Here is a 23,983-nt window from a genome sequence, read left to right on the forward strand (position 1 = left end):
CTACATAATTCAATAACACGCTGTAAAGAAAATAACCATGACCTTGCTGTAATGTTTTTGGACTTAGATCGATTCAAGAATGTAAATGATTTAAAAGGACACCTCGCAGGAGACGATTTACTCAAACAAGTTGGCGAGAGATTGGTTAAAAGTGTCCGTGATGTTGATCTGGTTGCTCGCCAGGGTGGGGACGAATTTATCCTACTGCTAGAAGACATTCAACCATCACAAGTCAAGAAAGTGGCAGAAGGAATTCTGGAACAGTTTTCACAACCTTTTACATTAACTACAGGGGATGACTTCTTCATTTCTCCAAGTATCGGCATTAGTTTACTGTCACAGGATAAGCACAATAGTGAAACACTTTTTGAAAATGCGGATACAGCGATGTACGAATCTAAGAGACGAGGAAAGAACACCTATCAGTTTTTCGCTCCATCAGATAACAACCTAGATAGAAAGATTAAATTGGAACAGGGCCTAAAACAGGCTCTACAGAACAACGAATTTGAACTTTATTATCAACCCAAAGTAGAAATTAAGAATAGAAACATCTATGGAGTAGAAGCACTAATACGTTGGAAACACCCAGAACTAGGTTCCATTTCTCCAAATGAATTTATTCCGATAGCTGAAGACGTAGGGATGATTCTCCCCTTAGGAAAATGGGTCTTACAAGAGGCATGTAACCAAAATAAAGCATGGCAAGATACTGGGATATACATTAAAATGTCTGTAAATGTATCAATCATACAGTTTGAAGATATTCATTTCATGGGAACAATACGTGAACTTCTGCGTGAAAGTCAACTGTCACCAGAGTATCTAAGCATAGAAATAACAGAAAGCATTATGCAAAACATCGTGCAATCTTCTACTACTATTCAGGAACTACAAAATATAGGGATTAGAATAGCGATTGATGATTTCGGTACTGGGTATTCTTCATTAAGTGTTATAAATAATTTATCCATAGATACATTAAAAATTGATAAATCATTTGTGAATGATATTCTATATAACTCAAATGCAGCAACTCTGGTAAAAACAATAATTGAAATGGGAAAAAACCTGGATTTAGATCTAGTAGCTGAAGGAATTGAAAATGAACAACAAGCTACCTTTTTAATTGAAAATGGCTGCTCATTAGGACAAGGTTATCTCTACAGCCGCCCACTACCGGCAGATAAAGTAGAAAGCTTGTTGAGAAATCAACTCATACAAGTATAAAAAAGGTGCCTGGCACTTAAAGGGGATAAATATATATGGAATATAGAGGTTCAAGCGTATACGACCAGGAGGATTTCTTTTCAAATTATATGAAGAGAAGGGGGAGGAAAGATAGTCCCAACAATGCTATTGAGAATCCTATAATATTTGAACTCATCGGTAACTTTCGAAATAAAAGTATTTTAGACTTAGGTTGTGGTGATGCCTTATTTGGAAAGGAATTACTAGACCAAGGTGCTGGGTTTTACTCAGGAATAGAGGGTTCAACTAAAATGGTTGCTTCTGCAAATCAAAATTTAACTAAAGATAACAGCACCATTCATCACGAGACAATGGAATCATACGGTTTCCCAACCGATAAGTTTGATATTGTTACTTCTCGCTTTGCAATACACTATGTCTTAGATATTAACTTACTGTTTCAAAATGTGTATAAAACCTTAAAAGAGAACGGTAGGTTTGTGTTTAGTGTCCAACACCCACTCACAACTTCATCCTTTTTAAGTAAACAAAATGGGGAAAGGCGTGAGAACTGGTTAGTTGATGATTATTTTATCGAAGGAGAAAGAAAAGAACCTTGGATTGAAAAAACCGTAGTCAAATACCATCGTACAATTGAACATTACTTTAAAGCCCTTACTAAATCTGGCTTTTCAGTAGTTGATTTACGTGAAGGGACACCTGAGCGTAAACATTTTAGCAATAATGAAGAGTTTTCAAGAAGACAAAGAATCCCAGTCGTATTGGCTTTTTCTTGTAGGAAGTGAGCAGCTGAGAAGTAGAGAGCTTAATGAAAACTCATAAAAGTGTAAATTAGGTGCCTGGCACTTTTTCGTTATTTGTTTTTAAACAAGTGCTGACACCTGTAATTCTTGGATGATGGGCAACTATGTTTTGATCAAAATTATTACTGTCACTATACTGAGTTACTTAGATTGTAAATTAGTGAAAGGCATTCATTTTATAATTGTCCTTAGTTCCTGAACAAAAGAAATACAGCAGTATAACCTGCTGTACAGATACTAAAAACCATTAATTTTTCGTTCTAAACTATATGGAATAGTTTCCCCATCAGTTGTTGCTTTGTAAGCAACTTCCTTTTGCATATAATCATTAATATCTTTACTTCCCATGTGGTTAAACTTTTCTACGACTGCTTGAAGAACGGCTATTTCCTCTATACTAAATTTAGATAAGTCTACATTCCCTTTAGGTAAGACTTTATAGGCAATACATTCATCGAAATATTCTTCAATGATTTCTATTGATGTTTGAGAGTATTTCAAGATTTCTTCATGTGCTTTCGGGGTAGCTCCTAGATGCAGGCGTTTATAAACCAGACCAGACATTCCTCTTCCATACTTCTTACAGAATAAAGAATCAGCATACCAAAGAAGTTTCATTAATTTTACTTTATATAAACTTGAAATATGCTGGGAAAAAAATGCAATCATATTTTCTGCTTTTTCTATATCTAATGTCTTATACCCATTTTCCTGAGATTCTTCTTTATAATCAATATATAATGTTTCAATAATTTCTTTATAAAAATACTTCACAGATGTAGTTTCAACAAAATCTGAAACAGTTTCCCTGATTTCTTCATATCTTTCTTGATCAAATTTGTCTTTATTCCTTTCTAATTCATCTAAAGCTGATTTGGGATTATCTCTAACAAATCTCATTTTTTGATCATACGTCTCATCCTGAATGGATTTTTTTTCATACCTCTGAATGGTTATGTCTCCCCACCCTAGCATATTAGCGAACTCCTTTTGATTTACTTCATATAAGGAGCGTGTTTCTTTAATTTCGTGTGAAGTAAGAAGTTCATTAAGAGATCTATAACTATCTTTCGCAGCTAATAAATTCTTATTTACGATTTCTTTAGGGGCAAATTTGTCATCTTCTTTTGGACAGTAGTAATAAATTTCTTCATATTCGACAGGCATACTATTAACCAGCGCTTTCGTACTATCTTTTATAACAGTAATTTCATGTGCTTCGTCACAAAACGGGCAATTATAATTTACTTTTTTCATAATCTCAGCCATTTTTTATCATCCTTTTATCCCTTATATTTAATGTTTTTCCCCACATAAAGACTTAAATATGAACGACAACCCGCCTGTTACTCAATTGTAGGGCTTATTAGTAATTGGCCACCTCGGAAAATGAAATGACATACAAAATATCTTCAATTTTTCTTCATTACGTATCTTAAACTTTATATAGACACTTTTGCCTTTTATAGTTTTTTCAAAAAACCAAAATGGTGGGCTACTCGGTCTCTTAATGTCAAAAGCCGTTTTACAATAATCACTAGCTTTTAATGTTACTAGCTCGTTAGCTACATCTTCCGCATCAAACTCAAAACTTAGAAGCGTATTCTGGGTTGTAAAGGGATCGAGAGCATCTTCGTCCTTTCTAGTGGTTTGAAGATCAAGCACATAGTCATCTGCAGATAAAATTCTCCTGACTTTACAAATGAAATTATTAACGGAATCTATGTCTTCAATCCAATCCTCTTGCACCTATACACTTCCTTTACTAATTACTATATATAGTATACAACCAATTGGTAAATTAGACAACAAAAACAATCAATTGATTACTTTAGATATAAAGGATCATGTAAATTAGTTAAAAAAGTGCCTGAAAGCCGTCCCTTACCTCCACATATTTAACTAGAAAAAATATAGTGATAGAATAGTAATAACATACATTAAAAAGGAGTTAGAAAAAATGCTGAACCAATCGTTACTATCCCACATCAAGAATAGTTGGATTCTTCTGAGATCAATAGCAGTGGTTTCTTCAAGTGTTACGACTATTGTTTCCACCGTTTTACCCATATTCCTGTATTATTCAGTTGCAGCTAACCACCTGTTCTTTACATTTTTGTTACTATTGTTCGGAGCCTTCCTGATTCATGGAGTACTTACGCATACATTAAATGACTTCGTTGACCATCAATCCGGGACCGATCAGAACAGCCCGGCAATTTTGTCTGGTGGAAGTCGCGTCATTCAAACCGGCGTCATTTCAGCTTCGAATCTATGGTTGTTCGGGAAGTGGCTTATATTCTTCCTTGGCTTGATTACCATCGCATTAATCCTATTTGGTTATTATAAAATCGCGCTATTGCTGGCGATCGGTTTATGGGGTGCAATTTCTTACTCGCTTCCTCCACTCAGGTTTAGTTACCGTCCCTTTGTAGGAGAATGGTTTTCTACTTTCCCATCTGTATTAGTTCTTGGACTGGCAGGTGCATGGCTGGCACTCGATTCAATCCCTGAATGGGCGCTGCAAAATGCAGTTATCAATGCTTTATTTTGTATAGCTTGGGTTATGGTTCACCATATACCAGATCGTGATGCTGATCGAAAAGCTACTCCTGTGAAAAAAACAAGTGTTGTCTGGGCTCATGAAAAGTTTGGCGCAGCATTCAGTCGTCTGCCTGCTCTACTCTATTTTGGCCTGACTGGATTATGTGCGTTGTGGCTGGGGTTCGATCGGATCTGGGCAATGGTTGGAATGTTAGCAATGGTGGGTATAGCTATATTTTTAGTCATAAAAATGCAAATAGAGGATGATCATCAAGTCTCCGCATACGAAAAAATCATCCTTATACTAGCGATGATCAATGGGGTTTGGTTGGGAGTATTTATATAAAAAAGGGCAGCTCCTAATAACGGGTTCGGTTCCGTTTACATTACACTGATAGTGCGAAGAAAAATTGATTAAAATATTTCATATTAACTTAATCGTGTTATAATATAAAAAAGAAATCGGAGTGACTTTAATGGAAGAAACTTTAAAATTAATTCTCAATGAATTAAAAGAACTTAAAGAAGGACAGCAAGAACTAAAGAAAGACGTTTCGAGTATTAAAGGTAATCTTATCAATGGTCTTGGACCATACTTTGAAAGCGTCGAGAAACATATTGGTGAAAAGACAGATGAACTTAAAGATACATTAGAAGACCAACAAAGGGTCATTGATACTTTAGCAGCTAGGTCTGTGAAGCACGAAAGTGAAATTAAAGATTTTAGACGCATACTGAAAAACCAATAAGGAGCAATTTTGCTTCTTATTTTTTTGTTCCAAATTTTAAGTTACATTTTAAAGTGTAATTCTACGTTCTTTGACAGGAAACGGAACCCGTTAAGCTCCTAACCCTACCTTTTCGTTTAATATGAACAGACTCTCCCTGTTTGTCTTCCCTAAGTTCTATTAACCTCATATTTTCAACCCAACTAAAACACCATCTACATGGAATGAATTCAATTATTTATGACACCTTTTCTTGTTGAGATACGATACATAATAAAGGAGTACTACTATTACTATCGTTTTTGACCTAGAAAAGGTGTCAAGTTTTGATGGGTCAACTATCTATTTATGTGACGACAAAAAACAAATTAAAATTTTACCAATAAAACGAGAAGCTAAACCGTCTACTATATGAATGGAGGCGCAAGATGAATGAACCCAGTTTGTACCCATCAGACAAATCAATTGATAACATAGCAGAATTCAGGCATTTATTCAGTGAACATAAAAAGGATGTGTTCGCGATGGCGCTATCTATACTTAGAGACTTTGAATTATCTGAAGATGTATTGCAGGAAGTGTATATCAAACTCTTCACGTATATGAAACATAATGAAATTACAAATGTTAAAGCATGGCTACTATCCGTATCCAGAAATACAGCATTAGACTTGTACCGAAAGAAAAAGCGTGAATTATTTTGAACGGGAGGAGTATCTGTCGGAAGACCCTATAGATAAAATGGTGTTGGCAAAATATCTGGAATTGCTTGATAGCGGGGAAAGGCAGATTGTCATCCTTAAGGATATCTCAGGAATGAAGCACAGAGAAATTGCCAAGATTGTTGAGATGCCTTTGGGAACAGTGCTTTGGAAGTATCGTGTAGCTTTAAATAAACTTAGAAAAGCTTTAGAATAAGGAGGAATTTTGATGGATAATGAAAAAATACGGAAGCATTTGGTCAATGCTATTGAAAAGAAAGTGCCTGATGTCAGAAATGAAATTGAGAGCAAGATACAGAAAGCGGAACAGCTTGAATCTAATGATGAATTTTATAAGCCTCGTTCTCTCGGCAATGTAAACAAGAAAAGAAGTCTCTACAAACGATTATCACTAGCTGCAGTAGCTTGCTTAATTTGTATTATGACAGTTACGTTCACCCCTGTTTTAGCATCCCTTGAAGGGTTATATGACAAAATATTTTCAAGCGAACATATTGATGATACTGGTGTACGAACTGCAATTCATAAGGGTCTTGGTCAACCAGTTGATCAAACATATTACGATGAAGAACATGATATAACTGTCCATTTTGAGAGCGTGATGACTGATGATAAGGAGACAAAACTTTTATTAACCTATCAAAGCGACTCCACAGATTTAAAGAACTACTATATCGACCTTTTCGAAGGCGTTAGTTCTATACAATTGGTCACTGAAAATGGCCAGAGGCGGACACTGGATAATGTAGGTTGGGGAAGTGAATATTACGACAGTGAAAAAAATAAAAAAGCAGAAGCATTATCCTTTGAGTCAATAAAAGAATATGAAGGACAAAAAATCCGGTTAGAAATTAAAAACTTAACAATATGGGGAAATGAAAGAGGTAGTGTAGAAACAACATGGCCACTTGAATTCAAGCTTGATGAATCCGCTACTTCGGACAGAGAAACAGTAAAAGTAAATAAAGAATTTACTTTCAAAAATGAAACATACACGATTAAGCAGGTAGAGTTTTCTGGACTAGAAACGCGAGTTGTGGTTTCCGGTTCTGATATCAAACCCCATATCGACGAAAATGGAAACAGGTACCATGTACTGAGCAAATTGGAACATCATTTCCTTAATGCTAGGAAAAACGATAAAAAATTCGGCTATATCGTTGATGAAGGTAAGTCTGGTGTTTTCTTGGAATCAGCTGGCGAAAAAGTTGTTCCGATTTTTAGTAAGGGTGAAGTTGAGGGCGCAGCTGACGAATATGTGATGATTTTCGCTCCAGTCAAAGATAGCAAAAATTCCTTTCTTAAAGTCGGTGAAGATATTAAAATACCATTAACTAAATAGGAATATGGATAAGTTAAATATTCCGATTGATACTTGAATAACAGCAATAACCACCCTCACATGTAAGTAGTTGTGGATGGTTATCTTTTTTATACCTTTGATTAACGGGGTTTGGCTGGGGGTATTTATATAGTTATCATCTTTCTTTTATCTTTATAACTATTTTTGTAAACGAGTAAGCAATATATGCAATTACTACATCTATCATAAAAACGTAAAAATGGTTCATCCCTTTTCTGAACTCAAGTAACCCTAAACTTTCTTCCATTGATGCGAACCCAAAAGCAAAGACAGCACTTAGTATCAAAGTGTACAGAAGAAAACTTTTGTTGTTGTTGGTACAATATTGATACAATAGCAAAAAGCCAACTGGAAGTGCGGATGCAGTCATATTTGATGCAAAAGGAAATATTGGTGTTAAAAAGTGTGTATGTACAAAGTAACCATATCTTTCAATTGCAATATCTACGTATGTCCAAAGAATATGTACAGTATATCCGAAGAAAAATAATTCGAAAATTCTTTTTTTGTCTACTGTAAAACAAAGAATGACAAGAGGAACTACTAACAAAGCAACCACTATCCAGAATTGCCACGTTCCCATGTTTGAGTAGTCATTCCAGTAAGCATGTATTAATGAATTTAACTCTTCACCTTTTGTATATATATGCTCCCAATATTCTTCATAATACATAAGATAACCTCCAAGCTTATTCCTATCTTATGTATTTTGTCATAACGGCGTAATCTTATTCTAATTAATAGACTAATTTAGCCTTTCATTTAATGTAATGTTGATGTATTGGTAAAATTCGCCTCTTCCCTTGTTGTTAGCGGATTTTTCCCTTAACCAGTTTTAACGTCGCCACGATTAGGAAGCTGACAATCACTAACAAGAGCCATGAACTCACCTTTCCCAGATGAACGAGACTCCATGCTTCGGTTTGGTACGGGTATTCCCATGCCCGAAAGTAAGTTGCGATATTTTCAGCTATCCATATAAAAAATCCGATGAGCACAAAAGATAGAGCGAGTGGCATACGGTAACGCGTTCCATCAACCTCGTATGTTACCCATGATTGCCAAAAGACGATCATTACAAGTCCAGATAACCAAAAGCGGACGTCAATCCAATAATGGTGGGTGAAAAAGTTCAAATAAATTGCAGCTGCAAGTGGAACAACTACCAAAAAAGGTGGCCACCTAACCAGTTCAACATTAAACCTTCTCCACGCCTGGCATAGATAACTCGCTACACTTGCGTACATGAATCCGCTATACAATGGCACTCCAAAAATTTTGGAATACCCTTCCCCTGGATAAGACCAGGAACCCATATGAACCTTGAAAAGTTCTAGAGCAAGGCCAATAAGGTGGAACAATGTAATAACCTGTAGTTCATCCTTTGTTTCAAGTCCAGAACGAACCATCCAGACCTGCATCAGCAGGCAAATAATGAGCAACCAGTCATACCGTGGCAGGAATGGAAGTGGCATAATTTGTGTAATCGCCAAAGAGGCAAAAATAACGACAGGAAACAAACATGATAGTGTCTGCTCCCATCCAAAACGAACGAACTGTTTTAGTGGTCTTTGTGCCTCCAAAGCATTTTTCTGAGCGTCGAATACCTTTCTTTTTCTTTCCATGTTAATTATTTGCCTTGGGCGTCTTCATCACTTCGGTATTCCAGAAGATCCCCAGGCTGACAGTCTAAAGCCTTGCAAATTGCCTCTAAAGTTGATAACCGAACTGCTTTTGCCTTTCCATTTTTCAATATAGAAAGGTTAGCCATTGTTATTCCAACCCTCTCCGAAAGTTCTGTTACGCTCATTTTCCTTTTAGCCAGCATGACATCAATATTAATTATAATTGACATATTATTCACCTCAGACCGTTAATTCGTTTTCAGATTTTATATCGATAGCGTTTTTTACTAGCTTTTGCAGAACAGCAGCAAAGACCGCAATCACAAATGAAGCAAAAATAATGACCATTCCGATCAATATGATACCTGGGGCGTCATCTCTCTCCGCCATGAGATAAAAGAGTGGCATACCTAACACATACAAAGTACTGATTGTAATTGCACAGTATTTAATGTTCTTTAACGCACTTACAGATAATTCCGAGAAGGCTTTGTTCCTATCAATATAGCTTAAGAGTTTAAAAGCCTGATACAGAGCAAAGTAAAAAGGGATAGCCGCTGCATACATATCGAATAAAACAAGATATTTCATATAAGAACTATCCGGATACAGTTCTCCTGCAAATTCCGCTATCTCTGGGACGACAAATATGCACAAAGCAAGAATTGGGATTCCCATAAGAATAACAGCTAACTTTAAAAAGAGTGTTGACCCTCGTTTCATAAAAGCACCTCACTTATTTATTATAATTTGATTTTAACATGAGTTTTATTGTTTTACAATAAATTATTATCTAATTATGTTATGTTTTTACCGTTATATACATTGGATTTCGGAAAAAAGAAAAAAGCTTTCCTTGTTAACAATAAGTAGTTCCGATAAAGTGGAGACAATCTGTAATAACAAACAAAAACGCTTGGATTTTTAATGCCCAAGCGTTCTCTTTATATATTTTCTTGTTAAACTAAATCACCGTTAGTACAAATAAGGATTTTACAAATTTGCTTTCATCCTAATAACTTTTCCTTCAACTTCAGGTCCTACTTCTTCCATTCCAATTTTTCGATAAAACTTAATTGCAGAGGTGTTTTTTGGGGATACTCTTAGGTGATATTCACTAACTTTATGAGTTTTAAAAAATTGTTTTGCATAGTTGTGTAATTCTATTCCTATACCTCTTCCACGCTTTTCAGGTCTTAAATAATACAAATTTACATACCCAATCTTTTTACCTTGATATTCACGAATAGTTAATTCAAGTTGTCCTATATATTCTTCATTATCCACGACTAAAACAAAACCCTCCGGAAAGTCGTTTATTTTTTCTTCTAACCATTGCAGATAATCATCTTCATTACCAAAGTCTGAAGTATCTCCAAAGCTAACTCTAAACGAATCTTTTCGAAATTCAACAACTTCATCGCGATGTTTATCTATATCGATTCTCTCAAACTGCACTTTATCACTCCTCGAGAATTTCAACAAACCTCTTCAAGTTAGTAAAAAAGCGTATCTGCTTATTGTAGATACGTACCCGTTACTTTATGTAGTTATTCCAATTATTGATAAACAAAAAAATAAAGGATGAACGACACAATATATCATTCAACCTTTTTCTAATTTGTTATAAATTTTTTTAGTAACTTTATATCCGTATCATGCTCAGCTACTTTTACAGCTACGCTTTCGACACTAGTTTGCTTTTAGGTGTTACTAGCAACTTGCTCAGACACGTTATCTAGTTTTTCTATAATAACTTGTTGTCCACCTTCAAGCCTTTCCAAACGCTCACTTAATGGTTGTAGCTTTTCGTCTAACAAGGATGAAATCATTTGCATTAATTCTTTATTTTCCACATCCTCACCACCTAGACTTATTATACCATTTTAACTTATCGTGTTACGCACCAGTTACTTCAACAATATGGTTACGGATTGCTTATATTTGCAATAATCCTTACTATTATAGGGCTTTCAAAATTAAAATAGTGTTGAAAATGGTAGAGATTCTGCAAATGAATTTCTGGGGGGAAGTATGAACTCAGATGACTTCCTAATTATAACTGATGGGTATATTCTTTCAAATATCACGTTAGGTGGAATATTGTTCTTTGTAGGACTTACATTTTTTTGTGCTTCTGTTTATAAATTTAGTAAATAACGACTCAAACTAAACTTACTTAGCCAAGTGCCTATCCCCCTGAACTATTCAGGATGATTGGAACAACAAGGTTACATTAAATTATGGCGGGAACCCAACGATTTTAAAATCTAGAGCTACCCAAAGAATTACACCTTACATGAAGGAACAGGCATAAATAGCTGTAAACAATTCATCTGTAAGGATGTGGTGAAGAATATTCGTAGTGTGATATAAAAGTAGTTCTTAGGATCTTATCTCTGTTAAAAAGTGTTGCAAATCTTCTTGATTAAGAATTGGATTAACATAATCTAATCCCCACTTCTTTAACCTTAGGAAATCTTTATCGTTGTTACTATATAACCTCATATTATAAATGATCGCACTTGCAGCAATAAGTGAATCCCCGGCTTTCAAAGACTTTCCAGATTCAATTTTACATTTCCTTCTAAGTTCAGCAGCTTTCTCAGCAATTTCAAAGTCTATGTTCCAAATGGTTGAAGCGTTTATATATTGATATCTTTTATTTTTTACTGCTGTATCCGTCTCAACTTTATCATAAGATAAAAACTCCATTGCTACTAAATTAGACATGATAATTTCAAAATCATCATTTATTAATTTACTAAAAAGTTTAACAATCGGTTGGTAACCTAAGTAATGGTAAACAAAAATGTTATTGTCAATTAATGCTTTATTCAACTTCTTTATCCCTCCATTTCTCTTCACGTTTACCCATTTTTATTAAATCATCCACATTTTCTCCTGATTTAATAGCAGAACCAGCTAATGTTTCAAAGGCCTTAATTTTCTCCTGTTTATTATTGGACTTGGGCTTTAACAAATAACCCTCTTTTCTTTCTTCAATTATAAGCTGATCCAATAATTTAGCTTCTTTTAAAGCATCTTTTACCAAATTTAAAATGTGATTTTCTTTATTGTTATTTTCATCATGGTTTTCCGGAAGGTTTGAATTGGTCATAAATAATCACCTCGATTTCTTAATAACATTTTACCATACATTGTTTCTAAAACAATGCGCCAGTCAGTCGAAACTATGGGAACCCGTTACTTTTATTTACTGTTTTTTTCAACGTAAAAACTCTTTAATTTCTTCCAAACTTTTTTCTCCAGACCAATGAACATAGTGATGACTGTCTATTTTAGTAAGTGTTAGGTTTTCTGAATGTATAATTTTTTGAACCGCTTGATTGACTGTTCTTGCTCTCTTATCATCAATATCTTTAAAAGAAGCATAAATCAGTAGACAAGGTACAGTTAATTTTTTTAGTATCTTAGGCAAGTCTAGACGATAGTACCCAAACATCAAACGCAAACCTTCACCTGTGAAAGCAACTTCTTCCATTAAGGCTTTCTTTATGTATTCGGATTCTTCTACTTTAAATCTCTCGCAAAACTCTTTTAACTGTGTATCTATTTCATCATCTGTTTTACTACGTTCATTACCTGATATAAAAAACTTTTCAATCTTTCTAATAAACTTATCGCCAAATATCTTCTCAAGTGTACTCATTATTGGCATTATATAGCCCAGGAAACCAAAATCTTTTGTCGGAAATCTAGGTATCCTAATATGCCCTTGGTCTAACAAAACGAGTTTAGTAACTAACTCTGGATAAACGGAGGATACACACATAGCTACGCTGCCACCCATAGAATGCCCGATTAGAGTAACTTTCTTCATATTGTGTTCTTCCATATATCCCTTTACCCAGGAAGCTATCTTTTCCTTTGTTACTCTTTCTTTTATTCCTTCACTTTTCCCCATCCCTGGCAAATCTATCAAATGACATTCGTACTTTTCAGCCAGTGATTCTGCTATATTTAATCCTTCAATACCCGATAATCCTGCGGCAGGAAGAAATAGCAAAGGTTCTCCTTTACCAATTACAACAGAGTGAATTTCCCCCATAGTGTTACCCTCCTCCCTAGTCTATTAGCTTAAATTCGTTCATAAATTTCTATCAGTGATCCATCGGGGTCTCTGAAATGAGCTACTTTAATTCCCCAATCCTTTTGTTCAGTAGGCCTGGTGATAAACTCCACTCTATCTTTTAATTCTTGATAGTTGTCTTCAACGCTATTTACTTTAAAAATCAGTGCCGTTCTATCAACTTTCTCACTATCAGTTGAATATTCTGTACCAACGGCTTCAGTCATTTGTTTGCGTTCAAAGATTCCTAACGTAGCTCCACTAAATTTAAAATCAGCATATAGGGGATTCTCATCTCCCCAGGATACTTCAAAACCTAATACATCCCGATAAAATAGAAAACATTCTTTATAATTGTCAACAAGTAATCGAGTATGTGTTAATTCCATTCCAAAGACCTCCAAATCTAATTCATTATTTTTCCCTCACTGAAAACACTAATCATTTAATCCCTTTCCATCGAGAATTTGCTTCAAATATTTTTCAACTCTCGACTCCCTGGTTTTGGATTGTTTGGCTTTTGAAAAATAAAGAATGTATGCTCTTTGACGCCCCGGTGTTAATGCTTCAAAAGCAGTTTTCAATCCAGGGATTGCATCTAATCTAACTTGAAATTCTTCAGGTATCATGTATTCTGAAGTCTTTTTCAAATTCACTTCCAAACCGGCTTTTTCTACTTCAATGGCTTCATTAACATATGCTTTCAGGAGGCTTTCCATTTCAGTTATTTCTTGAATATTGGTGAACCGAATCTGGCGCGCTGCCTGTACATTCTCCGTTTGTTGGACTAGAATCCCATTGGCATCTTTTAACAAGGCACCTTTGTGAAACAGAAGCGCACAGTACTCTTTAAATCCATGAATTAAGACTATATTTTTCCCCTCGAATGTATAACACGGATGCATCCACTTAAATTCTTCTGTCAGCTCACAGTCAAGAATGATATTTCTCAACTTCACATATTCTTCCTTCCACTTACTGGGTTTACTTAAATATTCATCAACCTTTGGATTCAAATTACTATTTGTCATTTAGGAATATCCCCTCTTTTACTTTTTGACCAACGCAATATTATTTCACAATCTTCTATCCATTTTAACATAAATTTTCCAATTTTAAGGATGGGCAATTTTCCTGCTTTCTGCCTCTATTACGTTTGCATCATAAAATTTATGTAGTTTTTTTAAATTTGCTATTGAATAAAACATAAAGCTGGTTTACACTGTTGTAAGTGATAATGATTATCATTATCGTAATCTCGAAAAACGGAGGTAATTGTATGTCAGAACACACAAATTTATTTGGTAGGAAATTTTCACTTTACATACTTGCTATCATCACTTCTTTTATTCTCATTTTAGCTGGTTGTGGGAATCAGGAAACCAAGGAGCAACCTAAAGATAGTAAAGGAGAACAAAGTTCAGAGGCAGAAGATGTTCGTGAAATAACCCATGCGATGGGTACCACAAAGGTTGAAGGAACACCAAAACGAATTGTCACCTTATATCAGGGAGCTACAGATGTTGCAGTTGCTTTAGGTGTAACACCAGTAGGAGTTGTTGATTCCTGGGTTGAACAACCAATGTATAAATACCTTAGAGATGACCTTAAGGACGTTCAACATGTTGGTGTTGAGACACAACCAAACTTAGAAGAAATCGCAAAGCTTAAACCAGATTTGATAATTGCTTCAAAATTGCGTCATGAAAAAGTCTATGACAAGTTATCAAAAATTGCTCCAACCGTTACACATGAGACTGTCTTTAAGTATAAAGACACAGTTGAGCTTATGGGAAAAGCAATGAACAAAGAAGAAAAAGCAGATCAACTACTCGCAGACTGGGATAAAAGAGTTGCGGACTTTAAAGAAAAAATTTCGAAAAAACTCGGTGATGAGTGGCCGATCGAAGTATCTGTGCTGAACTTTAGAACAGATCATGCTCGCATTTATGTCACTGGTTTTGCCGGAGACATATTAAAAGAACTTGGGTTTGTACGACCTGCATCACAACAGAAAGCTGCTAAAGAAGGCAATGTTGTATTAAAATTAACGAGCAAGGAAAGTATTCCCTCAATGAATGCAGATGTGTTCTTCACTTTTAATGCTGATGGTCACAATGCAGATGTAGAAGCAATTAAAAAGACGTATGACGAATGGACTAGTCATCCTTTATGGAAGAACCTGGATGCCGTGAAGAACGACCGTGCTTATATTGTAGATGATGTCGCATGGAACATGGGCGGCGGTTATATTGCTGCTAATAATATGTTAGACCAAATCTATAAGCATTTTGAACTTGAACAACAATAACTACTATAGCTTTGTTTAAAAACATTAGGGGATTCAACTCCCCTTTTTTTACATATTTGAAAACCTTGTTACACTTATGCAGAAAGAAAAGTCAATACACTTTCCTTTCTGCTTAGAAAACTTGGCTTATCACCAAGCTCTAATGGTGAAAGCCTTAGTTGCACTTATGGAAAAAAGAAAGTCCTATACTTTCTTTTCTGCTTAGAAAACTTGGCTTATCACCAAGCTTTAATGGTGAAAACCTTAGTTGCACTTATGCAGTAAAGAAAGTCCTTATACTTTCTTTACTGCCAAAATAAACGTTATGAAAGAGTGAGAACATGACACATTTATTTTTAAATACCTCACTTAAAATCTTTGGTCTTGCTATTGGTGTGCTTATTTTTATTCTTTCTTTTATGGCAAGTGTTGTGTTTGGACAGACACCAACCTCGATTGGGACTGCAATAGAAGCTTTTTTACATTTTGATGAAACCTCAACGGAGCATATTATTATTACGACAACACGAATTTCAAGAGCTGTAATTGCTACGGTAATCGGAACTGCTCTTGCGATTGCTGGTGCACTCATGCAAGCGTTAACCAGAAACCCTTTAGCATCACCAAGTATTTTCGGAGTCAATGCTGGTGCTTTATTTTTTGTGGTATTTTCATCTGTATTCCTCTCTATGAATTCCATGGTTCATTATATGTGGGTTGCCTTTTTGGGGGCCGGCATTGCTTCTCTCATGGTATTTTTCCTAGGCTCGATGGGAAGAAGTGGATTAACTCCAATAAAGATTGTATTAGCAGGTGCTGCAATTACAGCACTCTTTAGTTCTTTTACCCAAGGATTGTTAGTGATGAATGAACAAAGTTTAGAAGGAATTTTGTTTTGGCTGGCGGGTTCTGTATCAGGAAGAACATTGGATATGCTGGAGCCTATCCTGCCATTTATGTTAGGCGCAGGTATAGTAGCTCTGTTCCTAGGTTATCCAATAAACATTTTGATATCTGGTGAAGAGGTGGCAAAGGGATTAGGACAGCGAACCGTAATGCTTAAAATTGTAATGGGAATTGTAATTGTTGTGTTGGCAGGTGGTTCAGTTGCTGTCGGTGGATCCATTGGGTTTATTGGCTTGATTGTGCCCCATATTGTTCGATCACTTGTTGGGTTTGATTATCGATGGATTATTCCTTATTGTGCATTATTTGGAGCTAGCCTGCTATTGCTGGCTGATGTAGCAGCAAGGTTTATCATCATGCCGGAGGAAATGCCGATTGGTGTCATGACTGCATTAATGGGTGTTCCATTTTTTATTTTTATTGCACGTAGGGGGTTTGACAAGGAATGAAGAAGTATATTTCAATTCGAAATCGCTCAAACTCAATCTCTTTTATGATGGAAAAAAAAGCTGTTGTGGTGTTTTCAGTATTGTTTTGTCTATCATTAATCCTATTTATAATAGGGCTATCTATCGGAAGTACTATTATCCCCCCCTTCCAGGTCGTTGAACACTTACTTGGATTTGGAAATGGTGATCATGCTTTTGTAATTGATACGCTTAGACTTCCAAGAATGCTCCTATCTTTACTTGTAGGAATTGCACTTGGTGTATCAGGTCTCATTCTACAAGGAATCATCCGGAACCCACTAGCCTCTCCTGATATCATTGGGATAACTGGTGGAGCTGCAGTAGCTGCTGTAGTGTTTCTTACCTTTTTTTCAGAAATCAGTATCAAATGGCTTCCATTTCCCACAATCGCAGGTGCGGCTGTTGTTTCTCTGATTATTTACCTATTAGCCTGGAAAAAAGGAGTAACTCCAATTCGGCTGGTTTTAATAGGCATTGGGGTTGACGCAGGTATGGGTGCTCTTGTAACAATGATGATCGTTCTTAGTCCTGCATATTCAACCAGTACAGCATACATTTGGTTAACGGGAAGTGTTTATGGGGCAAATTGGGAAAATGTTTTTGCAATGTTACCATGGGTTTTGATTTTCGTTCCACTTTCTTTATTTTTTGTCAGGGCGGTAAATGTACAAGAACTAGGAGATCAGATAGCTACAGGATTGGGTTCCAGAGTTCAATTTAATCGCTTTGTGTTGCTGTTTATAAGTGTGGCTCTGGCAGGATCCGCTGTAGCGTTTGCCGGTGGAATAGGCTTCGTAGGTTTAATCGCTCCTCACATAGCGAAAAAACTTGTCGGGCATTCATTTGGCAGTTTAGTTCCAGTGTCAGCTTTAATTGGGGGACTTATTGTAATTTTGGCTGATGTTGTTGCAAGGACAGCCTTTTTACCACTTGACCTTCCTGCAGGTGTATTTGTATCTGGGATTGGCGCTCCATTTTTTATTTATTTATTATATAGAAATCGAAATATGTGATTAGGATGAAACGAACATGGTTAGTCATATTCAGAAGGAACTAGAAGGTCCGATTACAGGAAATAGAATAAAGCAGTGTAAGTGAGCGTCTGGCTCTTACACTGCTTTATTTTTTAAAAACTAATTTGCGACGCAACTGCTGCTATCACCCATTATTAGTTTGGTGCTGATCCAACGCTGCGAAGATCGATATTTCTGGACAACGGTTGATATTTTCGGATAACGGTTGATTCCAGGCCTATGACGGTCGATATTTCCGGATAACGGTTGATTCCAGGCCTACAACGGTCGATATTTCTGGATAACGGTTGATTCCAGGCCTACAACGGTTTTATATCAACTGAGAAGATTAAAAAAACAAAACTACGAAAAAACCTTTTTTGATTCAATAAATACATATGTTCTTTTGTATTCACTTGAAGTTTACTTGTTACCATCCTTAGATGATTTATCTGGTGCAAACCAGCCAATTAGGGCGATAGCCACCAGAACTCCATAAAAAGTAAGTGTCCAACCGGTACTATGTGGGAAATCATGGTCCAGAACGTGAATATCTTTATGCGCAAGAGTTATAACAGCGAGCTTGACTCCAACCCAGGCTACAATCGCATAAGCAGTGGTTTCCAGTGCTGGACGCTTGTCGAGCAGCTGAACAAACCAGGTTGCCGCAAACTTAATTAAAATAAGGCCAGCAATACCACCAAGTACTACCACAATAAACTGACCGCCATCCATTCCACCGAAATCGCCAAGCGGGGAATCTGGTAGTCCTAAAGCAAGGGCAACTGCTGCAAGAATCGAATCGATTGCAAAAGCAAGATCCGCTAAAGCAATTTTTCCAACTGTAGGCCAATAGCCTTTTCCAGCAGACTCTTCTTCTATGTCTTCCTGATTAATTTCGTTCTCTTTTCCGAAGCGGGCCTTGATGATATGCTTTAAGCCCAAATAAAGTAGATAGGCCGCACCAATTGCTTGAACCTGCCATACATTTGCAATGAAAGAAATTGCAAAGAGAGCTCCAAAACGGAATACAAAGGCCAGTATAATACCATAATTAATAGCTTTTTTCTTCTGGTCATCTGGTAAATGTTTGGCAATAACTGCCAGCACAAGCGCGTTATCAGCCGATAATAAACCTTCCAGACCAATTAAAATTAGTAATGTCCATCCATATTCAAGCCAAATCGATTCCAAATTCATTCCTCCTAAAATTGAAAAGCACAATCATAAAGCGATAATAATGATTTTAATGAAACTCTATGACACCATTTAAAAATTCCATTTATGTATCTCATTTTAACTGCCTATACCCTTTCTAATCTGTTGGTTAAACATTCCAAATCAGATTTCAACCATTTCTCTAATCTGGCTTATTATTTAGCTTTTTGCTATGGGATATTCATATTATAAAACTTGACTTGTCACCACCAATTCTCACCAAAAATTCTAACCCTTTTTGAACTTTGGACTTAATTCACTCCACACATCGAATTTATTACCATCTAAATCATAGAACACAAAATTTCTTCCGGGGTGTCCCCTATTTTCAATGTTTCCGACTTTTATCCCTTTTTCGATGAACTCGCTATGTATAGCTTCTAAAGCATTTAATCCATTTACTTCAAATGTTATGGAGAATTGCTCTGCACCGTGAATATCATAGAAATTGGAGCTTTGATTTTCTGGAGATTTAACCAGAAAAAAACTTTGGTTTGCAAAATTAACAATTGCTTTGTCATCATCCTTATAGCTTAACTCTGCTCTTAATTTATCTGTATACCATTCAGTAGAAAGTTCCACATTAGTAACGGGGATATACGTAGTTCCTACCCTTAATAATTTTTCGACCATCGTTATGTCTCCTTCAAAATTTTTATTTCTTTTAACGAAATTCCAATAGTAAACCTTCTCCGATTTGAGAAGATTGTTTTATTAATTTTTTTGACTCTACACTAATCCAATAGTACTGAAATGTATCACCAAAATATGTCTTCACTTTCCAGGATTCCGAGCAAATATTTTCTCCTTTACCAATAGGTTCTTTTCCAACTACTTGAATTTGTATTTTAATTTCTGATTCAATAGATGTTTTAAAAGCATTAAAAGATGTGGCATATTCTAACTTTAATGGTAAAATTCTTAGTATCATTTCAACTGAAAACGAGTCAAAAGAGTGTTTGTCTTTTAGCAAAATACTCTTTTCTTGAGTATTATTTCTAATTTGCACATAATCCCCTTTATAAACGCATTTAACTTCTTTTCCATCTAAATAGCTTGAATAAGATACAGGTTTAAAACTATTTCTTTCAACGATAGTTATCCCTTTCCTATCTCCCAATAAATCAGAAGTTAGCACCTGTTCTCTATGTATTACCTGTTGACCATTTAATGTTAGATATTTAATTACTTCAGTTGTTGTACCTACAATCTTTTCAATCCCATTTTCAATCAAATAAACATCTTTTATATCCTTTGATTCACCCATAGAATCCCATTGTATATGAGCTTCACCTATTCTAGTCTTATCTATCATAACTTTCACTCTCCTTTATAATTAGTAAGAATTATAACTTATTTTGATCTATAATCCATCTCACAGCACTCAGTAGATTTCCAGCTATATAATCCGGCTCAACATTTGCCCATTTTTGCCGGTGCTGATTTAGGGAACTATTCCCCCACCCTGTCAAAACTAAAATCTTGATTGCTCCAACCGAGTGAGCAGCTAACATATCTGTTGATCCAACATCTCCGATAAAAACTGTTTTCAATAAGTTTAAATTATATTTTCGTGATGCTTCTAATAGTAGACCTGGGTTAGGCTTGTGACAATTACAACCATCAGCCGGGCTATGTGGGCAGATGAAGGCATCATCACAACCTAATGACATAAACTCATCGTAAAACTCATCAATAGTAGCCTGACCTCTACTAATACGATGTTGATTTGTACAGGCAAACATTTTAATATCATTGTCCTTTAATAACTGAAATGCAGTTTTACTAAATGGATATGGAGTAAATTCCTTAGGATGAATAAAGTGCCCAGTACCCCCGATAGTTCCATCTCGATCGATAAACACTGCTTGAATATTATTTGTAATCAACAATATCCCCCTACTTCCTATGATATCAGTTATAAATTTGAAGCATAATCTAGTATTTCCTGGTACAATTCATGCCACTGATGATAATAATCTTCAACTTGATCAGGGTTAATAAGAGTCCTTTCAAGTGATTCATAATCTGCTTCAAAGGTATACATCTGTTCGACATTCATACGATAAAACACCTGATATCCAATTTTGGGATATGGACTATTTTCATCCCACTTCTGATTGCCAGTGTGGTCAACAACAATGTGTCCTAGAAGCTGGCATTGGCCAGTGACATAACCTTCCTCCATTGCTTCCCGTTTGAAACATTCTTCTGGTGTTTCCCCAGCCTCAACGTGTCCTCCCGGAAAATCCCATCCTCTATGATTTAAATTAACCAATAGTAGTTTGTTATTGTAAAAACAAAAACCGTGGACACTTGTAACTAAATTATGTACAGGAAGTTGGTTATCACGTTTCCACGTTAACTTGACCTTTTCCTCTCCCCAATTCACAAAGATTGTAGTCAATTTTCTTCTCTCCAGTTCTTGTTCAGGATTCATCCACTAGAAATATCAATGACCTTCCGAATAACAGACTGAACTTCTTCTGCATTTTGAATTATGAACAAATGGTCAGCTTCACCTTCTTTTTGCGCTATCACAGTCTCGTTTAGCTGCCGATTAAGCACCTCCATGAAAGTGGAAGCGGTTCTTAATACCGTTGTACTCCGCTGACTTTTTGCAACGCGGTCTTTAAGTACAGGAACTGAAATGTTGAAATACACCAGGATTGTGGTAAATCCTTCATTATGGTAGCGTTCGAGATGCTTCAGACGATCTTTGTGATTACGATTTGAGTTACAGAGAATGAGATGGCAGTTAGTTTCATTAACTGCATAGTCCACAATGGTTTGTGTAAGAGCATACTTAATTGTATTAGGTCCTTGCTTTGGCAACAATGGTTGGTAATGCATATCCAGGAATTCAGCATGATTATCCTGATCAATTACAACTGAATTCTGCATGTCATTTTCCAAAGCTTTCGCAAATGTTGTTTTCCCGGTATGTGTTTTTCCAACTGTCATAATTAGTAGCCTTTTCATCATGCAACTCCATTCTTAATTATTCATCGTTAACCATCCTGCTGACTATCTGTCATTCTATTAGCTTCAATGTTTATGCTACTTTTTATATAAACTTAGCCCTAATCTAATAAGTAATATTAAAAAAATCAAACTTATTAAAGCACCGATTGTATCCCAATCCACTTCTCCATTACGATTTAAACTCACAATAATAATTGCTATAAGTACACCAGTAATACTAGAAAGGAATGACTTCGATCTATTAGTCAATTATCTCATCTCCCATAATTAAGCCCCGCTGCTCCCTTAGCAATAGTTCCTAATTTTTATCAAGCAAGGCGCAGCCGTTTAAACCAACTTATTCCGTGATAAACTCAAAATCTTCGTCCGTAGGTTCATCGTCTGTATAAGCAATCCAATACATATATTGCTTTGAAAAGCCTTCAGTAATTTCTTTTATGTATGTTACAGCCTTTGCTGATTCCCCTAATACTTTTACTTCTTTTATTTTTGTGTCTCTCGCGTCTTCGTCTGGCATTAGAATTGTAACAGAAGGTCCAACATCACTTCCAAAAATCATAGCACCCGCATCCTGAAGACCTATTGACTTAGTCCGGTCATCTGGACCTGCTACCCATTCTAATTTTCCATTATTATTCTTTAAAATAACTAAATCAGGATTATGGCTATTACCAGATTTATGTTTATTTTTAAAAATAGCGTAAACAAAATTACCTTTAATGTCATAATCAATAATTTCTTTATTGCTTAATTTGTTTTCTGACATAACATTGGTGATTTGTTCTTCTAAAGATAGACTTTCTGTAACAGTTGCTTCTTTATCATTAGAACATCCTAACAATATGAAAGATAACACCAACACCATACATACTTTTTTCAAAACATCACCTCTTCTTTCATTTAGATACGAATTATTTCCTAAAATGGTTCACATCTACTGCGTCTTTACCAAATAGTGTCTATCGTGTCAATAACTCCTTTTTTCATACTAAGGAAAAGAGAGAAACGGCTATCTATAATTTTTTCTTTTCCAATCAACATAGAATTCCTTAATAGTTGAATGTATTGCGTGTAGAGACATTAAAATCAAGTACAGCATCATAACTGTAGCAATTTCTCCTGTAAAAAATGCGATAATGCCAATAACAAGTATCCAAAAGAAAAATAAAGCTTTTTCCATTTTAAATAACCACCTTTCCTTTTTTTATCCAAGTTTTAATGACAATACCCTTGCTACAATGTTAGTTCAACAACCAATTTAATTTTAACACAAAATTCCGTTTAATTTCTCAAAAAAACAGGACCTCTGAATAAGGTCCGTATAGCGTCTACGACTATTGACTTAAGTTTATTGAAATATGCGTATTTATTTAACCGACAAATGTTACGTGAATAGTATATCCAGCTTCAAACATGAATTAGATTGTTTCAATTGGTTCAATTTCTATGGCTTTTTTGAACTTCTGAATTATCATTGGGATTACAATCTATTAAGTGATCAAGCTATGAAATTCTCAGTTGGCAACAAAGTTAACTCCTCAATAGAAACATCTTCATTTTTCTCAAAAAACCAATTCACCAAGTAATAACCTATAGAATAGCCACTCCAAAAAGGTATGCCTTCTTCTTCATTACCAAACATATATAAATCAGTTGCTTGTCCTTTAACATCTAAATGTTGCTTATACTTACTTTCCCACAATAATTCAGCTTGTTTTTCTGTTAGAGCATCTTTGAAAGGACCAAGATAAACCTCTCCTAATGTCATCCTCACAAAATGTTCTGCTAATCCTTCTAAAATCAAACGGTCAAGTAAGGTTTGACTCTCTTCGTCCATTTCTAAGGTACTAATCCGCCAGTGGTGATGGAATTCGTGAGTAATGACAGACTTTAATGTTGAACGGACACTTTCTTCAGGGAGAACTGCAAAACACATTTTACCATCCCAATCTGTAAAGGCAGAGACTCCGCCAAGCTTTTCTATAACAAAATCATCATTTTCATCTAAAAT

33 protein-coding genes are annotated in these 23,983 nt (G+C 35.6%); 10 read left to right on the top strand and 23 right to left on the bottom strand.

Going from position 1 to position 23,983, the window contains the following annotated elements:
* A partial coding sequence (locus tag ACOI1D_RS14825; RefSeq protein ID WP_422502158.1) for a putative bifunctional diguanylate cyclase/phosphodiesterase occupies positions 1-1,230 on the top strand: 1,230 nt, incomplete at its 5' end.
* A 35-nt stretch (positions 1,231-1,265) separates the two neighbouring features.
* On the top strand, positions 1,266-1,997 hold the full coding sequence (locus ACOI1D_RS14830; protein WP_422502160.1) for a class I SAM-dependent DNA methyltransferase: 732 nt from the start codon (positions 1,266-1,268) through the stop codon (positions 1,995-1,997).
* A gap of 255 nt (positions 1,998-2,252) precedes the next feature.
* Here ACOI1D_RS14830 and ACOI1D_RS14835 read toward each other — a convergent pair whose 3' ends face one another.
* Positions 2,253-3,284, bottom strand: coding sequence for a type II TA system antitoxin MqsA family protein (locus ACOI1D_RS14835; protein ID WP_422502162.1), 1,032 nt, complete (start codon positions 3,282-3,284; stop codon positions 2,253-2,255).
* 81 nt (positions 3,285-3,365) lie between these two features.
* On the bottom strand, positions 3,366-3,764 hold the full coding sequence (locus ACOI1D_RS14840; protein WP_422502163.1) for a hypothetical protein: 399 nt from the start codon (positions 3,762-3,764) through the stop codon (positions 3,366-3,368).
* A gap of 211 nt (positions 3,765-3,975) precedes the next feature.
* Between ACOI1D_RS14840 and ACOI1D_RS14845 the strand changes: the two genes are divergently transcribed.
* From ACOI1D_RS14845 to ACOI1D_RS14865, 5 genes are all read left to right on the top strand, one after another.
* Positions 3,976-4,905, top strand: coding sequence for a prenyltransferase (locus ACOI1D_RS14845; RefSeq protein WP_422502164.1), 930 nt, complete (start codon positions 3,976-3,978; stop codon positions 4,903-4,905).
* A 130-nt stretch (positions 4,906-5,035) separates the two neighbouring features.
* Positions 5,036-5,308 (top strand): hypothetical protein, encoded by a 273-nt coding sequence (locus tag ACOI1D_RS14850; RefSeq protein ID WP_422502166.1) that lies wholly within the window; start codon positions 5,036-5,038, stop codon positions 5,306-5,308.
* A 407-nt stretch (positions 5,309-5,715) separates the two neighbouring features.
* A complete protein-coding gene (locus ACOI1D_RS14855) occupies positions 5,716-5,991 on the top strand; it encodes an RNA polymerase sigma factor (RefSeq protein ID WP_422502167.1) in 276 nt (91 codons plus the stop codon).
* The gene (locus ACOI1D_RS14860) at positions 5,978-6,205 is read left to right on the top strand and encodes an RNA polymerase sigma factor (RefSeq protein ID WP_422502169.1); all 228 of its coding nucleotides are present in this window, start codon (positions 5,978-5,980) and stop codon (positions 6,203-6,205) included. The genes ACOI1D_RS14855 and ACOI1D_RS14860 overlap by 14 nt, the downstream gene beginning before the upstream one ends.
* Positions 6,206-6,217: 12 nt before the next feature.
* Complete coding sequence (locus ACOI1D_RS14865; RefSeq protein ID WP_422502170.1) at positions 6,218-7,351, top strand: DUF4179 domain-containing protein; 1,134 nt, start codon at positions 6,218-6,220, stop codon at positions 7,349-7,351.
* A 136-nt stretch (positions 7,352-7,487) separates the two neighbouring features.
* Here the strand turns inward: ACOI1D_RS14865 and ACOI1D_RS14870 are convergent, their stop codons facing one another.
* The 11 genes from ACOI1D_RS14870 to ACOI1D_RS14920 all read right to left on the bottom strand — a co-directional run bounded on the left by ACOI1D_RS14870 (position 7,488) and on the right by ACOI1D_RS14920 (position 14,121).
* Complete coding sequence (locus ACOI1D_RS14870) at positions 7,488-8,045, bottom strand: hypothetical protein (RefSeq protein WP_422502171.1); 558 nt, start codon at positions 8,043-8,045, stop codon at positions 7,488-7,490.
* A 136-nt stretch (positions 8,046-8,181) separates the two neighbouring features.
* Positions 8,182-8,997, bottom strand: a complete 816-nt coding sequence (locus ACOI1D_RS14875) for a DUF817 domain-containing protein (RefSeq protein ID WP_422502173.1) — start codon at positions 8,995-8,997, stop codon at positions 8,182-8,184.
* Between the two features lie 5 nt (positions 8,998-9,002).
* Positions 9,003-9,227, bottom strand: coding sequence for a helix-turn-helix domain-containing protein (locus ACOI1D_RS14880; protein ID WP_422502174.1), 225 nt, complete (start codon positions 9,225-9,227; stop codon positions 9,003-9,005).
* Between the two features lie 10 nt (positions 9,228-9,237).
* On the bottom strand, positions 9,238-9,720 hold the full coding sequence (locus tag ACOI1D_RS14885; RefSeq protein ID WP_422502176.1) for a DUF2975 domain-containing protein: 483 nt from the start codon (positions 9,718-9,720) through the stop codon (positions 9,238-9,240).
* Between the two features lie 270 nt (positions 9,721-9,990).
* Positions 9,991-10,455, bottom strand: a complete 465-nt coding sequence (locus ACOI1D_RS14890; protein ID WP_422502178.1) for a GNAT family N-acetyltransferase — start codon at positions 10,453-10,455, stop codon at positions 9,991-9,993.
* A gap of 245 nt (positions 10,456-10,700) precedes the next feature.
* Complete coding sequence (locus ACOI1D_RS14895; RefSeq protein ID WP_422502180.1) at positions 10,701-10,853, bottom strand: hypothetical protein; 153 nt, start codon at positions 10,851-10,853, stop codon at positions 10,701-10,703.
* Positions 10,854-11,382: 529 nt separating this feature from the next.
* Positions 11,383-11,865: a PIN domain-containing protein gene (locus tag ACOI1D_RS14900; RefSeq protein WP_422502181.1), complete on the bottom strand. Its 483-nt coding sequence runs from the start codon at positions 11,863-11,865 to the stop codon at positions 11,383-11,385.
* Positions 11,831-12,118, bottom strand: a complete 288-nt coding sequence (locus ACOI1D_RS14905) for a hypothetical protein (protein ID WP_422502183.1) — start codon at positions 12,116-12,118, stop codon at positions 11,831-11,833. Before ACOI1D_RS14905 ends, ACOI1D_RS14900 begins: the two co-directional genes overlap by 35 nt.
* 108 nt (positions 12,119-12,226) lie before the next feature.
* Positions 12,227-13,069, bottom strand: a complete 843-nt coding sequence (locus ACOI1D_RS14910; RefSeq protein ID WP_422502185.1) for an alpha/beta hydrolase — start codon at positions 13,067-13,069, stop codon at positions 12,227-12,229.
* A gap of 29 nt (positions 13,070-13,098) precedes the next feature.
* Positions 13,099-13,479 (bottom strand): VOC family protein, encoded by a 381-nt coding sequence (locus tag ACOI1D_RS14915; protein WP_422502187.1) that lies wholly within the window; start codon positions 13,477-13,479, stop codon positions 13,099-13,101.
* A gap of 48 nt (positions 13,480-13,527) precedes the next feature.
* Positions 13,528-14,121, bottom strand: a complete 594-nt coding sequence (locus ACOI1D_RS14920; protein WP_422502188.1) for a YdeI/OmpD-associated family protein — start codon at positions 14,119-14,121, stop codon at positions 13,528-13,530.
* Positions 14,122-14,369: 248 nt separating this feature from the next.
* On the opposite strand from ACOI1D_RS14920, the gene ACOI1D_RS14925 reads away from it, so the two are divergent.
* The 3 genes from ACOI1D_RS14925 (at position 14,370) to ACOI1D_RS14935 (ending at position 17,769) form a co-directional block, all read left to right on the top strand.
* Positions 14,370-15,401: an ABC transporter substrate-binding protein gene (locus ACOI1D_RS14925; RefSeq protein ID WP_422502190.1), complete on the top strand. Its 1,032-nt coding sequence runs from the start codon at positions 14,370-14,372 to the stop codon at positions 15,399-15,401.
* Between the two features lie 320 nt (positions 15,402-15,721).
* Positions 15,722-16,735 (top strand): FecCD family ABC transporter permease, encoded by a 1,014-nt coding sequence (locus ACOI1D_RS14930; protein WP_422502192.1) that lies wholly within the window; start codon positions 15,722-15,724, stop codon positions 16,733-16,735.
* On the top strand, positions 16,732-17,769 hold the full coding sequence (locus ACOI1D_RS14935) for a FecCD family ABC transporter permease (RefSeq protein WP_422502193.1): 1,038 nt from the start codon (positions 16,732-16,734) through the stop codon (positions 17,767-17,769). Before ACOI1D_RS14930 ends, ACOI1D_RS14935 begins: the two co-directional genes overlap by 4 nt.
* A gap of 423 nt (positions 17,770-18,192) precedes the next feature.
* Here ACOI1D_RS14935 and ACOI1D_RS14940 read toward each other — a convergent pair whose 3' ends face one another.
* The 10 genes from ACOI1D_RS14940 to ACOI1D_RS14985 all read right to left on the bottom strand — a co-directional run.
* Positions 18,193-18,963 carry a TerC family protein gene (locus tag ACOI1D_RS14940; RefSeq protein ID WP_422502195.1) on the bottom strand — a complete coding sequence of 257 codons (771 nt, stop codon included), beginning with the start codon at positions 18,961-18,963 and terminating at the stop codon, positions 18,193-18,195.
* Positions 18,964-19,215: 252 nt separating this feature from the next.
* The gene (locus ACOI1D_RS14945) at positions 19,216-19,620 is read right to left on the bottom strand and encodes a VOC family protein (RefSeq protein ID WP_422502196.1); all 405 of its coding nucleotides are present in this window, start codon (positions 19,618-19,620) and stop codon (positions 19,216-19,218) included.
* 31 nt (positions 19,621-19,651) lie between these two features.
* The gene (locus ACOI1D_RS14950; protein WP_422502197.1) at positions 19,652-20,302 is read right to left on the bottom strand and encodes a hypothetical protein; all 651 of its coding nucleotides are present in this window, start codon (positions 20,300-20,302) and stop codon (positions 19,652-19,654) included.
* Positions 20,303-20,333: 31 nt separating this feature from the next.
* Positions 20,334-20,876, bottom strand: a complete 543-nt coding sequence (locus tag ACOI1D_RS14955) for an HAD-IIIA family hydrolase (RefSeq protein ID WP_422502199.1) — start codon at positions 20,874-20,876, stop codon at positions 20,334-20,336.
* Positions 20,877-20,905: 29 nt separating this feature from the next.
* Positions 20,906-21,394, bottom strand: a complete 489-nt coding sequence (locus ACOI1D_RS14960) for an NUDIX hydrolase (protein WP_422502201.1) — start codon at positions 21,392-21,394, stop codon at positions 20,906-20,908.
* A gap of 29 nt (positions 21,395-21,423) precedes the next feature.
* Entirely contained in the window at positions 21,424-21,969 is a 546-nt protein-coding gene (locus ACOI1D_RS14965) for an AAA family ATPase (protein ID WP_422502203.1), read from the bottom strand.
* A 78-nt stretch (positions 21,970-22,047) separates the two neighbouring features.
* Entirely contained in the window at positions 22,048-22,221 is a 174-nt protein-coding gene (locus ACOI1D_RS14970; protein WP_422502204.1) for a hypothetical protein, read from the bottom strand.
* A gap of 88 nt (positions 22,222-22,309) precedes the next feature.
* Positions 22,310-22,852 (bottom strand): hypothetical protein, encoded by a 543-nt coding sequence (locus ACOI1D_RS14975; protein WP_422502206.1) that lies wholly within the window; start codon positions 22,850-22,852, stop codon positions 22,310-22,312.
* Positions 22,853-22,981: 129 nt separating this feature from the next.
* Positions 22,982-23,152, bottom strand: a complete 171-nt coding sequence (locus tag ACOI1D_RS14980; RefSeq protein ID WP_422502208.1) for a hypothetical protein — start codon at positions 23,150-23,152, stop codon at positions 22,982-22,984.
* Between the two features lie 318 nt (positions 23,153-23,470).
* Positions 23,471-23,983, bottom strand: a 513-nt coding sequence (locus ACOI1D_RS14985) for a DUF2268 domain-containing putative Zn-dependent protease (protein WP_422502210.1), incomplete at its 5' end; no start/stop codon positions are given.

Origin of the sequence: Virgibacillus sp. DJP39, assembly GCF_049310925.1 — a bacterium.
Lineage (GTDB): Bacteria > Bacillota > Bacilli > Bacillales > Amphibacillaceae > Virgibacillus_F.

Excerpts from the sequence above, each read along its gene's own strand:
- ACOI1D_RS14830 (WP_422502160.1), top strand. The coding sequence starts at position 1,266 with ATGGAATATAGAGGTTCAAGCGTATACGACCAGGAGGATTTCTTTTCA.
- ACOI1D_RS14835 (WP_422502162.1), bottom strand. The coding sequence starts at position 3,284 with ATGGCTGAGATTATGAAAAAAGTAAATTATAATTGCCCGTTTTGTGAC.
- ACOI1D_RS14845 (WP_422502164.1), top strand. The coding sequence starts at position 3,976 with ATGCTGAACCAATCGTTACTATCCCACATCAAGAATAGTTGGATTCTT.
- ACOI1D_RS14850 (WP_422502166.1), top strand. The coding sequence starts at position 5,036 with ATGGAAGAAACTTTAAAATTAATTCTCAATGAATTAAAAGAACTTAAA.
- ACOI1D_RS14855 (WP_422502167.1), top strand. The coding sequence starts at position 5,716 with ATGAATGAACCCAGTTTGTACCCATCAGACAAATCAATTGATAACATA.
- ACOI1D_RS14865 (WP_422502170.1), top strand. The coding sequence starts at position 6,218 with ATGGATAATGAAAAAATACGGAAGCATTTGGTCAATGCTATTGAAAAG.
- ACOI1D_RS14870 (WP_422502171.1), bottom strand. The coding sequence starts at position 8,045 with ATGTATTATGAAGAATATTGGGAGCATATATATACAAAAGGTGAAGAG.
- ACOI1D_RS14875 (WP_422502173.1), bottom strand. The coding sequence starts at position 8,997 with ATGGAAAGAAAAAGAAAGGTATTCGACGCTCAGAAAAATGCTTTGGAG.
- ACOI1D_RS14880 (WP_422502174.1), bottom strand. The coding sequence starts at position 9,227 with ATGTCAATTATAATTAATATTGATGTCATGCTGGCTAAAAGGAAAATG.
- ACOI1D_RS14885 (WP_422502176.1), bottom strand. The coding sequence starts at position 9,720 with ATGAAACGAGGGTCAACACTCTTTTTAAAGTTAGCTGTTATTCTTATG.
- ACOI1D_RS14905 (WP_422502183.1), bottom strand. The coding sequence starts at position 12,118 with ATGACCAATTCAAACCTTCCGGAAAACCATGATGAAAATAACAATAAA.
- ACOI1D_RS14910 (WP_422502185.1), bottom strand. The coding sequence starts at position 13,069 with ATGGGGGAAATTCACTCTGTTGTAATTGGTAAAGGAGAACCTTTGCTA.
- ACOI1D_RS14915 (WP_422502187.1), bottom strand. The coding sequence starts at position 13,479 with ATGGAATTAACACATACTCGATTACTTGTTGACAATTATAAAGAATGT.
- ACOI1D_RS14920 (WP_422502188.1), bottom strand. The coding sequence starts at position 14,121 with ATGACAAATAGTAATTTGAATCCAAAGGTTGATGAATATTTAAGTAAA.
- ACOI1D_RS14925 (WP_422502190.1), top strand. The coding sequence starts at position 14,370 with ATGTCAGAACACACAAATTTATTTGGTAGGAAATTTTCACTTTACATA.
- ACOI1D_RS14930 (WP_422502192.1), top strand. The coding sequence starts at position 15,722 with ATGACACATTTATTTTTAAATACCTCACTTAAAATCTTTGGTCTTGCT.
- ACOI1D_RS14935 (WP_422502193.1), top strand. The coding sequence starts at position 16,732 with ATGAAGAAGTATATTTCAATTCGAAATCGCTCAAACTCAATCTCTTTT.
- ACOI1D_RS14945 (WP_422502196.1), bottom strand. The coding sequence starts at position 19,620 with ATGGTCGAAAAATTATTAAGGGTAGGAACTACGTATATCCCCGTTACT.
- ACOI1D_RS14950 (WP_422502197.1), bottom strand. The coding sequence starts at position 20,302 with ATGATAGATAAGACTAGAATAGGTGAAGCTCATATACAATGGGATTCT.
- ACOI1D_RS14965 (WP_422502203.1), bottom strand. The coding sequence starts at position 21,969 with ATGAAAAGGCTACTAATTATGACAGTTGGAAAAACACATACCGGGAAA.
- ACOI1D_RS14980 (WP_422502208.1), bottom strand. The coding sequence starts at position 23,152 with ATGGAAAAAGCTTTATTTTTCTTTTGGATACTTGTTATTGGCATTATC.